General features: G+C 57.3%; 10 protein-coding genes and 2 tRNA genes. 6 read left to right on the top strand and 6 right to left on the bottom strand.

What is annotated here, in order from left to right:
- Positions 1-251 precede the first annotated feature (251 nt).
- A tRNA-Lys gene (locus HB393_RS09445) sits at positions 252-327 on the top strand.
- 135 nt (positions 328-462) lie between these two features.
- Here the strand turns inward: HB393_RS09445 and HB393_RS09440 are convergent.
- Positions 463-1,674, bottom strand: a complete 1,212-nt coding sequence (locus HB393_RS09440) for an ATPase (protein ID WP_213804929.1) — start codon at positions 1,672-1,674, stop codon at positions 463-465.
- A gap of 260 nt (positions 1,675-1,934) precedes the next feature.
- Between HB393_RS09440 and HB393_RS09435 the strand changes: the two genes are divergently transcribed.
- The 4 genes from HB393_RS09435 to HB393_RS09420 all read left to right on the top strand — a co-directional run bounded on the left by HB393_RS09435 (position 1,935) and on the right by HB393_RS09420 (position 5,505).
- Entirely contained in the window at positions 1,935-2,555 is a 621-nt protein-coding gene (locus HB393_RS09435; RefSeq protein ID WP_213804928.1) for a DUF4254 domain-containing protein, read from the top strand.
- A 101-nt stretch (positions 2,556-2,656) separates the two neighbouring features.
- Positions 2,657-3,220 (top strand): tetratricopeptide repeat protein, encoded by a 564-nt coding sequence (locus tag HB393_RS09430; RefSeq protein WP_213804927.1) that lies wholly within the window; start codon positions 2,657-2,659, stop codon positions 3,218-3,220.
- A gap of 48 nt (positions 3,221-3,268) precedes the next feature.
- Positions 3,269-4,390, top strand: a complete 1,122-nt coding sequence (gene yvcK, locus HB393_RS09425) for a uridine diphosphate-N-acetylglucosamine-binding protein YvcK (RefSeq protein WP_213804926.1) — start codon at positions 3,269-3,271, stop codon at positions 4,388-4,390.
- Positions 4,391-5,420: 1,030 nt separating this feature from the next.
- Positions 5,421-5,505 (top strand) — tRNA-Leu (locus HB393_RS09420).
- Positions 5,506-5,585: 80 nt separating this feature from the next.
- Here HB393_RS09420 and zwf read toward each other — a convergent pair.
- Both zwf and gnd read right to left on the bottom strand, forming a co-directional pair.
- A complete protein-coding gene (zwf, locus tag HB393_RS09415; RefSeq protein ID WP_213804925.1) occupies positions 5,586-6,992 on the bottom strand; it encodes a glucose-6-phosphate dehydrogenase in 1,407 nt (468 codons plus the stop codon).
- A gap of 24 nt (positions 6,993-7,016) precedes the next feature.
- Entirely contained in the window at positions 7,017-8,039 is a 1,023-nt protein-coding gene (gene gnd / locus HB393_RS09410; RefSeq protein ID WP_213804924.1) for a phosphogluconate dehydrogenase (NAD(+)-dependent, decarboxylating), read from the bottom strand.
- Positions 8,040-8,477: 438 nt separating this feature from the next.
- On the opposite strand from gnd, the gene HB393_RS09405 reads away from it, so the two are divergent.
- The gene (locus HB393_RS09405) at positions 8,478-11,192 is read left to right on the top strand and encodes a TonB-dependent receptor (RefSeq protein ID WP_213804923.1); all 2,715 of its coding nucleotides are present in this window, start codon (positions 8,478-8,480) and stop codon (positions 11,190-11,192) included.
- Positions 11,193-11,245: 53 nt separating this feature from the next.
- Here HB393_RS09405 and HB393_RS09400 read toward each other — a convergent pair whose 3' ends face one another.
- Genes HB393_RS09400 through HB393_RS09390 form a run of 3 tightly spaced genes read right to left on the bottom strand, consistent with a single transcriptional unit; the run spans position 11,246 to position 14,561 of the window.
- Positions 11,246-12,784 carry a Do family serine endopeptidase gene (locus HB393_RS09400; RefSeq protein ID WP_213804922.1) on the bottom strand — a complete coding sequence of 513 codons (1,539 nt, stop codon included), beginning with the start codon at positions 12,782-12,784 and terminating at the stop codon, positions 11,246-11,248.
- Between the two features lie 27 nt (positions 12,785-12,811).
- Positions 12,812-14,146 (bottom strand): M56 family metallopeptidase, encoded by a 1,335-nt coding sequence (locus HB393_RS09395; protein ID WP_213804921.1) that lies wholly within the window; start codon positions 14,144-14,146, stop codon positions 12,812-12,814.
- A gap of 16 nt (positions 14,147-14,162) precedes the next feature.
- Positions 14,163-14,561, bottom strand: a complete 399-nt coding sequence (locus tag HB393_RS09390; protein WP_213804920.1) for a BlaI/MecI/CopY family transcriptional regulator — start codon at positions 14,559-14,561, stop codon at positions 14,163-14,165.

Below are 14,561 nucleotides of genomic sequence, written 5' to 3'. Positions count from 1 at the left end.
GGAAACGAAGCCGCAACCGCCTCGCCTGCCATCCATCTCGCCGCTTGGATCTTTGTTATGCATCCTTGGGTTGGAAGAACTGGAACAAGCTTTGGTTGCCGCCCCTTAATCTCTCGGCGTTACATGCAGACTAGTCCCACAAGCCCACCATGCGCTCAATCCCTCATTCAGGCGTCCCGCTTAGCGTCGTCCACCGCACGTCGCCCCACCTGTAAAACCCCTCTAAATGTGCTAACTTGGAAGTATGGTCTGAGAGCGTAGCTCAGTTGGTAGAGCATCGCCCTTTTAAGGCGTTGGTCCTGGGTTCGAGCCCCAGCGCTCTCACCATCATCCCTCTTCTCCAACTGAACTCTGCCCCAATAGTTGCACCCCGATGCAGCACCCCAGCGCACACGAAATCCGCCGTGCCGCTCCTAAATCGGTGTCATCCGTGCAAATCGGTGTTAAGCCTTAAAGCCCGCACTAAGCCGTAGGTCGATCCGGCACAGGCTCCACAGCGCAGAACTCTTCCAGAAACCGACCGCTATACTCCCTCACCAAAGCCTCCACCCTCCCCGCGTCCTTGGACCGCACGATCAACCCCGCATGGTGGTACTTCTCCAGCCGCATAACGATCTCGGCGTCGTCATAAGCGATCGTGTCCGGCCTCTCCTGCCGTGCCAGGCAGATAACGCTTCCGGCATACGCCTCCCGAACCTCCGGCGCCTTGTACTCCCGCCCAAACAAAGCCGCCGCCTCCAGCCTTGCCCACTCAACCCACGGATTCACTCCCGTCGCAAACTCGACCACCTCGGCGATATAGGCTCCACCCACCCGCGCCGCCGTCTCCAGAAAGTAGAACCGCCCGTCCGCCCTCGACTTGATGAACTCCGTATGTGTCACTCCGCTCTCCAACCCCAGCGCCGCGATCACCCTTGCATGGATCTCCCTCAACTCCATCGCATCGCTCGAATCCCGCGCCAGAGCCCGCGTACTGAACACGCCACCCTCATGCATCGTCTGCATTGGCGGAGCTCCATATTGAAATGGCGCACTGAACTGCAGCCTCCCCTTCCAGGTAATCCCCTCCACATGGAAGATCTCCCCCGGCACAAACCGCTCCAGCACATAGTGGCTCTGCAGGTCGCCCAACTCCCCCAGCACGCCGAACAGTTGCTCCGCCGACTCAATCCTCCTGATCCCGATCGCCGCAGCATTCATGCGCGGCTTCAGCAGCCACGGCCCCGGAACCTCCTCCATAAACCGGCGCAACGCGCTGTAGGCGAAGACCGGCGTAAACTCCGGCACAGCCACACCTGCATCGCGTGCCCGCACCCGCATCGCCAGCTTGTCGCGGAAGAACCGTGTCTTCGACTCCCCCATCCCCGGCAGCCGCATATGCTCCCGCAGCAGCGCCGCCACCTCCAGGTCGAACTCGTCCAACGCGACAATCGCCGCAAACTGCTCCTCGCGAGCCAGATAGCTGACCGTATTCAGCACCTGCTGCGGCAGCAGGCCCTTTGGCATCGTGATCAGCCGTGCCAGCGACTCGCGCGGCCAACTCGCCTCCAGCAGGTCGGCTACAGTCAACAGAATCACGCGGCAGCCCAGCAGAGCCGCCTCACGCAAAAAGGCCTGTCCCTTTTCATACGTGCTGATGCAGAGAATGGTGGGCTTCGCGGACGAATCGGTCACGTTGGCTCCCCTGAATCAAAAGTGCATCCCGCCGCAAACAACTTCGCCACAGCGTGCCTTATCTTACGTCCTCTCTTGCAGAAAAATGCGCTCACACCGTCTCTCGAACCCTCGCAAACGCCGCAATCTTCCCTCGTTCTCCAAAAGTCAATCACCATCCTTGTGGACTCCATGCATCATCCGTGCTATCAACATCTAAGCCCGCAACTGATACAGTCTCTATGCTGATGCACAAAAGCGGTACCGTATCCGAAGCACCTATGCTCTTAGCCACCTCCATAACCCGCCTTCACGAAACCCTTACCATCGACTGGCACGAGGACTGGTACGAAACCGTCTCTCCCCCATCGGCTAAACCCATGTCGGACGATCCGTTAGCCCCCATCATCACACTCATCACCTCGCACCACCGCGAGAACTTCGATCTCTGGCACGAGGAAGATAAGGCCCGCGACCCCGATGCCTCCGACACCGAAATCTGCTGCGTCAAACACGCCATCGACCGCTTCAATCAACGTCGTAACGACCTCGTCGAAAAGATGGACGAGTGGCTCCTCGCTAACCTGCCCGAACAGAACCCATTGGCGCCTCTCAACTCCGAGACGCCCGGCCTCATCATCGACCGTCTCTCCATCCTTGCCCTGAAAATCTTTCACACGCGCATCGAGGCCCATCGCGACACCGCCTCCGAAGCTCACCGTCTCCGCAACTCCATTCGGCTGAGCCTTCTCGAACACCAATGCAGCGATCTCGCAGGCTGCCTGGAGTCCCTCCTCAACGAAGTAGTCAATGGCACACGACGCTTCAAACTCTACCGTCAGTTGAAGATGTACAACGACCCTGACCTCAACCCGGTGGTCTACAAACATGGGCACAGTTGACCTCCGCCCTCCGTCTGCGTATAAAACCGGAACAAGTACAATCAGCAAGAAATTGACCGTCGAACCCTGACGGTCGGAGCGCCATCGGCGATAGGACTTACATGGCACAGACCAAAACGACACCCCTCCCCACCACGAAACGTATTCCCCGAACACTGGCCGGAACCATGCCCCCAACTTCAGATACCAATCGCGCCCAGGCTCTGGGACTTTACGAATCCGCACTCCGTCTCATGCAGGCAGGCAAGTTCGAAGAGGCACGTCAGGCCTTCGACGGGATGCTGGCCTCCAGCCCCGGCGATCTCGCCGATCGTATCCGCATGTACATCAACGCCTGCCTCCAGCAGGCCGCCAAAGGCAAGACGAGCTTCGCCAGCACCGAGGAGCACTACGACTACGCCGTCTCTCTCCTCAACGACGGCCACTACGAGGACGCCCGCGAACACTTCAACGCCATCCTCAAGACCAACGACAAGGCCGACTACGCCTTCTACGGTCTCGCCGTACTCTCCAGCATGACCGGAGACTCGCACACCTGCCTGGAGCACCTCACCGAAGCCATCCGCCAGAATCCACGCAACCGGATTCAAGCTCGCGCGGACTCCGACTTCCAGGACATGGCCGACGATCCACGTTTCACCGAACTCCTCTACCCCGAGGTATGAGTCTCCCCAGGGAGTCGTCTCGAAACCGGACCCATTAGAATCGAAAACATGCAAATCCCGGGCGACTCCCCCTCGGCCCAGCCGAGTCCGACCCCTACTCATTCCAGCAAGACTGAAACCCGGTCCCTCCGCGTCGTAGCCATCGGCGGAGGAACCGGGCTTTCGACCCTCCTGCGCGGCCTCAAACGCTACGTCGCCAGCCCCGACCGCCGCCGTGGGATCAGGATCGAGACCCCGTCCGCCTTCAACGGCGCAAAGGCCGCGCCCTGCCCCACCGTCCCTTGCGCCATCCGCGACCTCTCCGCCGTAGTCACCGTTACCGACGATGGCGGCTCCTCCGGCCGCCTCCGCGAAGACCTCCAGATGCTCCCCCCAGGCGACGTACGCAACTGCATGGTCGCCCTCTCCGAAGACGAACACCTCCTCTCCCAGCTCTTCCAGTTCCGCTTCGGCCAGGGCGAGCTCGAAGGCCACAGCTTCGGCAACCTCTTCGTCGCCGCCCTCTCCCACATCACCGGAGACTTCGCCCAGGCCGTGCAGATGTCCTCCCAGATCCTCGCCACCCGCGGACGCATCTTCCCCGCCACCAACACCAACGTCAGCCTCGCCGCGCTCATGGACGACGGCTCCACCGTCCACGGTGAGACCAACATCACCGCCAGCCGCCGTCGCATCGTCGAGCTCATGCTCGAGCCCGCCACCGCCGATCCCCTGCCCGACACCCTGGAGGCCATCGCCCACGCCGACCTCATCACCCTCGGCCCTGGCTCCCTCTACACCTCCCTCATCACCAACCTGCTCGTGCGCGGCATCCCCGAGGCGCTCGCAGAGTCCAAGGCCGCCCGCGTCTACATCTGCAACCTCATGACCCAGGCCAACGAGTCCATCGGCCTCACCGCCTCCCAGCACATCGAGAAGATCCTCGAACACGCCGTGACCACCGGCAAACCCGTCTTCGACTACGCCCTCATCAACACCGCCCCCATCTCCCCCGAACGCCTCGAACAATACGCCCGCGAAGGCCAAAGCCCCGTCGAGCCCGACCTCGACCGCATCCGCGCCCTGGGCGTGGAACCCATCACCGGAGACTTCGTCCACGAGGGCGACGTCCTCCGCCACGACTACGACCGCGTAGCCGACACCCTCCTGGCCCTAACCCTATCCCGCTAAACCACCACCAAACCCGAAGCAGCACAACCGCGGGTGCCCCATCCTTTTTGCAGCTTCATCGCAAATAGGGTGGGGTATCGGGCGAAAGCCCGACCGCCTTCCTTCCTTCCTAACGCACAATCACCCGTGTGCCACACACTATCTCCCAGGTACCACACAATTTACCTGGTTACACACACAAAGCCCGGGCACCCCACAAATTTGTCATCTTGAGCGAAGCCCCTCGCAGTCTCATCGCGAGGGGCGTAGTCGAAAGACCTGCGGTTGCAGTTGCTTGTTCTCGCCGTCGTTCTCCTCAACCCACCACCACCGCCCGGGTGCCCCATCCTTCGCGCCTTTGCTTCTCGCGAAGGGTGGGAATCACAACCCATAGAAGCTGCAAGAAAGCATTCCACAAATCCCAGCAACAGCACTGAATCCACCCAATCAAAGAAAGATCACGCGAACAACCTCAACCACCCACAGAGTCGAAGAACAAAGCGTTCACCTTCCCAAAAGACCAAGCCGAAACAACAGAAAGATCACCGTTATTTTTACCCGCAAAACCCCAGCAAAATTACATGTTAAGCCCCAAAACAACCTAACCCATTCCAAATGAGAGAGATCCAAGTGGCACTTAAGTTACGGTCAATCTCTTAAAATAGAAATAGTGAAAAGAAAAACAAAGTGAACCATAGCCCGGCAGCCTTATCCCCTTTGTTTCCCATATTTGGAAGCAACCCATTTGGTTAGAATATTTTGCGGAGCCCACCCCGCCATATCCAACTCAAACCAAATCGCTTACACCCAGGCAAGGGGGGGGCACCCCCCGAGGCATGGGCGTAAGAGAGACACCGGCCACACTGTCAAGGAAGAGAGTGAGAGCCCAGCAAGACAGCACAGCGGCAGAAACAACAGCAAACAGAAAGGTAAGTCAGGAAAAATGAGCATCACCACACAACCCACAGCCGAGATTGGTGCAACACGGATGGAATGCTATACTTACCTTCGGATTGCTCACCGCAACCTGTGCTCATTCACAAGGCGCAAAGCGGAGGTGGCGAAATTGGCAGACGCACTAGCTTGAGGTGCTAGCGCCGCAAGGCATAGGGGTTCAAGTCCCCTCCTCCGCACCAATCCAAAGAATTAAAGAGAGAAGGCCAGCCCAACGGGCTGGCCTTCTCTTCGTCACCGTAAATGGTTATAAAAGTCGCGACTACCGCGGTCCAACGACCCGAAAGTCTTCCTGCTCTTCCGCCTGGGGTTCATCCCATCCACCAGCCGGCAAGATACTCTGCTCAACCTCCTCAGGACCCCACGTATGAGGTTCATAGGCGAAGACAGGAGTCGTCTCCTTCAGCACCGGATCGACGATCCGCCAGGCCTCTTCCACGTAATCCTGTCGCGCAAACAGCGTGGCATCACCCGCCATAGCGTCGCTCAGAACCCGCTCATACGCCTCCATCTCCTCCGGACGCGGATGACGAGTCGCAACCAGCTCCACCGCCTGCCGGTTCCCTGCCCCGGTAGGCGAGGTGACCGACACTGCCATCGCAACCGTCATCTCGGGACTGATGCGAAAACGCACGTAGTTTTGGGGAACGTCAGTCTCGGTCATGTTGGTTGCGGGAGGTTTTCGAAAGCGAGCCATAACCTCCGTGCAGGTAACCGGGAGATTCTTTCCCGCGCGAATGTAAAAAGGAACGCCATCCCATCGCCAGGATTTGATCTCCAGACGAAGCGCGGCAAAGGTTTCGACCTGTGAGTTCGGAGCGACCCCTTTCTCGTCCAGATAGCCATGAAACTGGCCGCGAACCAGGTTCTTCGAGTCCAAAGGAGGGATCGCCTTCAGGACTTTAACCTTTTCATCGCGCATCGACTCGCTATCCCTTCGCGCCGGACATTCCATCGCGAGGTTGCACATCACCTGGAAGATATGGTTCTGAATCACGTCCCGTATCGCGCCCGTCTGGTCGTAAAATGCGCCTCGTCCCTGAATGCCGAAGTCCTCCGCCATCGTGATCTGGACGCTCTCGATATGATCCCGATTCCATAACGGCTCAAGAAAGGAGTTCGAAAAGCGAAAGGAGACCATGTTGTGCACAGGACCTTTGGCAAGATAGTGATCGATACGAAAGATAGACGACTCTGGAAACGCTGAGAGCAGGATTCGATTGAGCTCTTGAGCTGAAGCGAGATCATGACCGAAGGGTTTCTCCACAATCATGCGCGCTCCTTCGGCGCAACCCGAACCCACCAACTGTTCGACAACCTTCTCAAAAAGCGAAGGTGGAATCGCCAGATAATGAGCAGGCCGCTTCGCTGCACCAAGCTCCTTTCGCACTGCGGCGAAAGTAGCAGAGTCCGCGTAATCGCCATCGACGTAACGCAGCAACAAACTAAGCTTCTCCCATGCTGCTTGATCGAGACCACCATGCTTTTCGAGGCTGTCTTGCGCACGAGCTTTGAACTGATCGAGGTTCCATCCGGCCTTCGCCACTCCGACGACCGGAACATTGAGATTGCCGCGCTTAATCATGGACTGCAATGCTGGAAAGATCTTCTTGTAGGCCAAATCGCCAGTGGCGCCGAAGAAGACGAGCGCATCGGAATGTAGATCCATAGACTCACTTTCTAAATTGCAAGGTTATTTAGGAACTGACTTTTCGAGATGGCCACCAAACTCGTAGCGCATCGCCGACAGAAGTTTGTCGGAAAAATCTCCCAGTCCCCGAGAGCTAAATCTTTCGTAGAGCGCGGTCGTGAGAACTGGAGTTGGCACTCCTTCGTCGATTGCGGCTTTCACCGTCCATCGCCCTTCTCCCGAGTCCGAGACTCTTCCGCTAAACTTCGCGAGCGCAGGATCTTCTACTAACGCAGTTGCAGTCAGATCCAACAACCAGGATGCGATCACGCTTCCGCGACGCCAGACCTCCGCCACTTCAGTGAGGTTGAAGTCATACTGATAATGTTCGGGATCGCGAAGTGGCGTGGTCTCGGCATCGATCTCACCAGTCAGCTTTCCGACATTGGCAGATTTAAGGATACTCAAGCCCTCAGCGTATGCAGCCATCATGCCATATTCGATCCCATTATGGACCATCTTGACGAAGTGTCCGCTTCCACTCTCACCACAGTGCAGATATCCCTGTTCGGCAGTTCCACCAACCTTCTCTCGACCAGGAGTTGGAGGAATATCTCCGATACCAGGAGCGATCGCCTGGAAGATAGGATCAAGATGCTCAACTACAGCCTCGGGTCCGCCGATCATCATGCAGTAGCCGCGCTCCAGACCCCACACTCCGCCGCTGGTACCGACATCTACGTAATTAATTCCATCAGCGGCGAGATTCTTGGCCCGACGGATATCGTCCACATAGTAAGAGTTGCCACCGTCGATCAAAATGTCGCCCGATGCAAGATGAGGAGCGATCTCAGCGATGGTCTGTTCGACGACCCCAGCCGGAATCATTAACCAAATTGCGCGGGGAGCTGTCAGCTTATTTATAAGATCCAATAAAGAGGACGAGCCGGTAACTTTTTCTTCCTTCGCCAGTTCTCCGACGACTTTAGGCGACATGTCGAAGACGACGCACTCGTGACCGCGTTTCGCCAGTCGACGAACCATGTTCGCTCCCATTCTTCCCAATCCAACCATTCCCAGTTGCATTGCTTCCCCCTTTCAAGGAGCCCGGCCAAATATCCAATCGGGCGTCATCGAACTCTTGGAATGAGATTACCCTCTTCCGGGTGTGGATGCTATCCACGCCTCGTATTAAAAATGAAACCACGGTGAACAGGTGAAAACGGAATGTGACTTTGTGAATTCAAGAAGTCCAACCCAGGTCGAAGAAAATATAGCCGCGAGGAGTTATCCGCGACGGCCCCATTTATCTCGACCGTGGTTGCCCCTCACTGGGTTAATCAAATAGACGTGCAGCGACAGCTTGATCGACGTAAAAGTTGAACGGCATAGATGTTTTGTATTTTGCCAGGGAACTTCCGCACATCAGGCGACGTAATACAGCTTCAAAACAATTGCGGGTTCACTTTCGCGCGGCGATATTTCTCTTTCGTATGCGCCCCTCCCGCGACACGAGGTCTAGTTATGAAGCTTCTCGCCGCCGCTGCAGGTATTGCAGCGCTTACGATATCGCACGCTCAAGCCCAGAACGCCTGCCGCGGGACAACGCTCACCGGCATCATCCGCGATACCACGTCCGCACTTATTCCAGAGGCCACGCTTACACTGGACGGGACTGAGATTGAGAAGAGCGGTGTAGATGGCCGCTTTCGATTTGCGTGTGTCTCCAACGGGCCACATCATCTATCCACAGCCGCGCCGGGATTTGCTAAGCAAGATCTGTCCCTAACGACGCCGCACACAAGCTCTCTAGATCTCGTACTGCGTCCGGAAGACGTTGAGACTCAGGTCGACGTAAACGGCGACGAAGCAGCGAACAGTAGTCCCGCATCCAGCGGTCCTACACAGACTATCTCCGGCAATCAGTTGCAATTATTGGCTGACGATCCTGACGATCTTCTCCGAGAGTTGCAGCAACTGGCCGCTGCGGGCGGCGGCAATCCTTCTAATACGACCATCGCCGTCGATGGCTTTCAGGACACGAGCAAGCTACCTCCGAAGAGCACCATCGCCTATATTCGAGTCAATCCCGATCAGTTCTCCGCCGAATACCGTGAGCCGCCCTTCGACGGTGGCCGTGTTGAGGTTTACACCAAGCCTGGCCAGAGCGCCTATCACGGCGCTCTCTTTACCACTAACGGCAGTCCGTGGGAGAACGCGCGCGATCCATTCTCCACGAGTAAGGCCTCAATAGGAAAGCAGCGATACGGCTTTGAACTGACCGGTCCTATCCGCAAGAAGGGCAGCGATTTTTCCGTGACTCTCGAGCATCGAAGCATTGACAACTTTGCCGTAGTGAATGCCGTAACGCTGGACAGTGGTGGCACATCGCAGAGAGCCGTCTCTAACGTCGCAACACCGCAGCGCCTCTGGATCGGGACAGCCCGAATAGACTGGCAGCTCGGCCCAAAGAATACCTTCATGGCGAGTTATAGTCCCAATGTAAATCACCTGCAGAACGTAGGTGTCGGAGGCACAACTCTCGCGGAGAGCGGCTACGACAGCCAGCGGTACGAACATGTCCTTCGTCTCAGCGACATCACCACCGCATCTTCTCACCTGATGCATGAGGCACGCCTGAGCCTTCGTTGGGACGGAGAGACGGATGCTCCCGCCACCATTACCCCACAAGTACAGGTAGCTGGCGCCTTCACCGGAGGCGGGACCACCCTTGGTCCGCAACACCTCCGAGAGTTCAACGTGGAGGCTGTCGACGATGCCATCTTCACGACGAAGAAACACACGATTAAGATCGGTACCCAATGGATGATGTACCGAGAACGGCAGCAGCTCACCACCAACTTCAACGGCACTTACACCTTCGGTGGAGGCACCGCTCCAGTCCTTGATGCAAATGGGCATCCTGTCCCTGGACAGTCCACGACGATCAGCGGCCTTGAGCAATATCGGCGCGCTCTACTCCATCTTCCTGGAGGAACACCCACCGCCTTCAGCAATGTTGCTGGCACGCCTGAGGTCGACTTCACCCTGATACAAAACGCCGTCTTTATACAGGACGACTGGAACGTCGGTCACGGCGTTCACATCGCCGCTGGCGTACGTTACTTCCTGCAGAATAACCCCACAGTGCTCAACTCACTGACTCCGAGAGCCGGCATTCTGTGGTCGCCCACGAAGAAGGGGACCTGGACCCTTCACGCTCACGGAGGCATGTTCTCTGGACGCTTCGGCAAAGGCAACCAAGCCGAGGTGCAACGCGAGGATGGCGTTGCCCGCATCACGAGTACCATCTACAACCCAACCTATGGAGATCCCTTCGCGGATGCAACGCCGATTCACAGCATCCGCCAGTTCTCTCCGCACATCTCGAATCTCACCTGGGGCGCGGGCAACATTGGAGGCACGCGCATGCTGCCTCGGGGTTGGAACCTTTCGGTCGACTACTACATCGGCCGCATCTGGAACGATACGCGTTCGGCGAATATCAACTCGCCGCTAAACGGTATACCCACAGGGCCGAGACCGGGTGCCCCGAACCTCAACGTGCTTCAGATGCAGAATAGCGGCCAGGGCAGAATCAATGCGACGTTCGTGGGGATCGAGCAACATACCCTGAAGCATCTGCAACTCTTCTTCGGAGGAGTACGCGTCAACCTGGTCGACGATACGGACGACAGTAGCTTCTTTACTCCTCAAAGCTCTACCTCGAACGCTGGTGAGTTTGCACGTCGCACTAACCAGCCCATGTGGAATCTCTTCGGCAACGGTACGCTTGCCTTTCCTAAGAAGATCCAACTCAGCGGCAACTTTCACGCCGGCGGCGCGGCGCGCTACAACATTACAACCGGCTTCGATAACAACGGCGACGGCAACTTCAACGACCGTCCACAGTACGCTACGCCGGGAACTCCCAGTGCCATTGCAACACCTTACGGTCTGCTTGTAGCGACCGGCGGGGCTGGTGTCTTCCCACGCAACATGGGAGTCTTGCCCTGGCAGTTTTATCTCGATACCAATCTACAACGCACCTTCGGACTCACGCATAATGCCAAGGCAGAGCATCAGCAGACTCTGACGGTAAACCTCCGCTCCTCCAACGTGCTCAACCACACCAATGTCACTGGGGTCGGCGGAGTGCTGGGCTCGCCTTTGTTTGGTGTTCCCTTCTCCGCTGATAATGGCCGCCGTGTCGAGGCCGGCCTCCGTTACAGCTTCTGACCAAAGAAGAGCCGCGCACAGAACATGCGCGGCTCTTGCTGACAACTTATGACTTACCCCTGATCCTGATGGACGATGCGATAACTCGTACCACCCTTCGACCAGACCAGAAGCAGCACATCCTGTCCGCTCGGAATTGCGCGAACGCTCGTTACAGCCTGATTAGCGGAATCGATGTCATGCCTGTTCACCTGCACGATAATGTCGCCAGACTGAAGGCCTGCATCTTCCGCTGGACTGCCTGGGCGAACGCTTTCAATCGCCGCACCCTTCACATCGTTTGGAAGATTGAGCTGTTGCCGGACCTCCGGGGTTAGATCCAACATCGCAAGCCCCAGTTTGCTGCCCTGCTTTGCAGCCCCATCGGCATCTCTTTCAGCTTTGGCGACCTGACCGTTGGCGTGGTACTCACCAACGGTGAGATCGACGGTCTGAGGATGACCATTACGAAGAATTCCGAGTTGTATCTTCGTTCCCGGTGTTACCCCGGCTATCGCGACCTGCAGAGAGCTCCCGTCCAGCACCTTCTGTCCATTCAGTTGCTCAATCACGTCTCCATTCTGCAGCCCGGCGCGACTGGCCGGGGAGTTCGGTGTGACCTGCGATACGATGGAGCCGGTCGCCTCCGTGAGGTTGAAGAAATGGGCGTTCTCCGGTGTGACATCGTTCATGCCGATGCCCAGATAACCGTGATGCACACCGCCGGTCTTAATGATCTGATCTGCAGTCGCCTTCGCTATCTGAGCTGGGATGGCGAAGCCTGCGCCGGCGAACGAGCCACTGTTGGAGATAATGAAGGTGTTGATGCCGACCAGTTCACCGTGGGAGTTGACCAGCGCCCCACCGGAGTTGCCCGGGTTGATCGCAGCATCTGTCTGAATGTAGCCACCCAGCTTCCGCGCATCCTCCGAGTAAGGGTTCTGGCGGTTCACTGCACTGACGATGCCGCGTGTCACCGAGAACTGGAAGTATCCGAACGGACTGCCAAAGGCGAGGACTGTCTGTCCTGGCTCCAGTTTTGTTGAATCACCCCACGAGACGGCGGGTAGATCGTGGGCATCCACCTTGATGACCGCTAGGTCCGTCAACTGATCTCCTCCGATCACCTTCGCGCTCAAGACACGACGGTCGTGCAGAGTCACCTTGATCTGCGTTGCTCCATCCACTACATGGTTGTTGGTCACGATATATCCATCGGGCGAGATGATGACGCCGCTTCCAATACCGTGTTGTAACTCCGGCCGTTGCGGGATCTGCATATGTCTGCCACCGCCGAAGAACTGAGCGAAGCCGGGAGGTAGGTCTTGTTGATCCATTCCTTGCATCTCTACCGATTGCTCCTCTGCCTTGGAGGTCACTGCAACGTTGACCACAGCAGGAGTTACGCGGGCAGCCAGCGACTGCATCGCACGATCCATCGAAGTCAATGCGGCAACGCTGTTGTCGTCCAGAGGAGAAGCCGTGACGTGGGCTGCATGAACATTGTCCTGGTGGAGGAAGTGCACCGTTCCCAGCACGGCAATGGTAGCGAGGCTGCCAGACAAGGTGAGCTTCCTGGCAATTGAAACTAATTGATTAGTTGATATAGACATAACGCTCCTAAAACAGTTGTGTAATGACTAGAGTTGAAAGATCAACCAACCATCTCCAAAGGGGACGGCGGCATACGGAGTTGAAAACTGTACGTAGAGTGCGTAACTCGACGGGCTGCCTTCACGAATAGACCGGCGATTCTGCACTATCGGAGCCGAAGGAAGTGAGTGCGATGCGGTCCTTAAGACCATGCCAATACGCTTTTGCACTCTTATCGCACCCACCCGACGCGACCCTGTCTGCCGCATCTGCTGAATAGGGGACTTCTGTGGGTGCGCGATAGGACACGCCTTCGACAATGAAATGTCTTTTAGTAGAGTCGCGTGAGGTTGTGCGGATTCACGATAGACTACGGGCTGTACCTGTACTGTCGCCGGGGTCAGCACGGGAACGGCAGCTTGCTCAACAGACTGCGCCGCTCCATCCGAGAATGAGACCAGATGAGGTACACGAGCCATCTCCAGCGCCCCTCCGGCTAATCCCAGGGCCACCAGCGCGACAGATACTCTTGCCTGCGACGGTGACATCGTACGCACTGGCTTTATCAGATTGCGCACACGCCATGAGAGCTCCGATTGGCGGCTCCATGCGGAGAGGGAAAGCGCGACCCGGCGGCAGCGAATACGATGCTCTGCCAGACTTGTAAGGCAATGCGCATAGTCAAAGGGGGCAGCAGTGGAGGCCACCACCCCTGCATCGCAGGCCAGTTCACGCTCCAGGCTCAATCGGCGATCCATCCAGAGAAGCGCAGGATTCAACGGAAACAACACGAGCCCGATCTTCTGAAGTAGATTTACCCAATCGTCGCGACGGCGCAAATGTTCGCATTCGTGCATCACAATCTGCCGTAGTTCCGGCTCTGTAAGCTTCGCAAAGAGCTGCTCCGGAATCAGCAGCCGTGGCGAGAGGAAGCCGATCACGCTTGGAGAATCCACATCCACGGACGTGCAGAGTTCGGCTGTACGTCTACCACTTTGCAGCAGTGCAAGTGTTTCACCCACAGCAGACGTAGATTTTGCCCGCCCCCAAATGCGGCGCATGTGAATGACTTGCGCCAGAAGCTGAATCGCGCGTGCAGCCATAAGCAAGAGCCAAAGACCTGCCACTGTGGATCCCCATACTGCGCCGACATGAATTACCGCAGGCTGTGTCTGTTGAAGAGCGATGATGTGAAGATGCAGGAGCGGGAAAGTGACGACCAATATAAAGGTGAACGCCCACACAACGAACCGGATGGAGGCACTCAATCGAGGCAGCAGACGAAGGCAAATCGCAGCCGCCGAGGTCAATACAATCCCTTGCCAAAGACCGGCAACGAACGCCTGGGCAGTGAAACGCGAGAGATCGAGGAGCAGTTTCATCGCGGCATCCCCATCGTCACGCCTCTTCCTCTGTCGCGGCTTCCGCTTCGGCGATGGCATTCTTGAGACGCTGTAGTTCATCGGGCGTAATCTCGCCATCGCCCAGCAATGAGAGCATCAACCGCTCCCGCGAGCTGCCGAAGAAGCGGTCGAGCATGTGGCGTACCTCGGAGCGGCTGGCGTCGTGCTCAGCGATGGTAGGACTGTACAGAAAAGCACGCCCCTCCTGCCGGTGTTTTACATAGCCCTTCTGCTCAAGAATGCGCACTGTAGTCAGCACTGAGGTGTACGCAAGCGGCGCACTCTCTGGCATGGCCGAGACTAGATCGCTGACAAGCGACTCACCTCGAGCCCATAGGATTCGCATGATGCGAAGTTCGGCTTCGGTCAACGTATTGGAGGGCTTCGGAGGCAT

The sequence above is a fragment of the Granulicella sp. dw_53 genome (genome assembly GCF_018449545.1).
Taxonomy (GTDB): Bacteria; Acidobacteriota; Terriglobia; order Terriglobales; family Acidobacteriaceae; genus Edaphobacter.
Note: the sequence above shows the minus strand (reverse complement) of the source record. Positions and strands in the feature narration are given on the sequence as shown.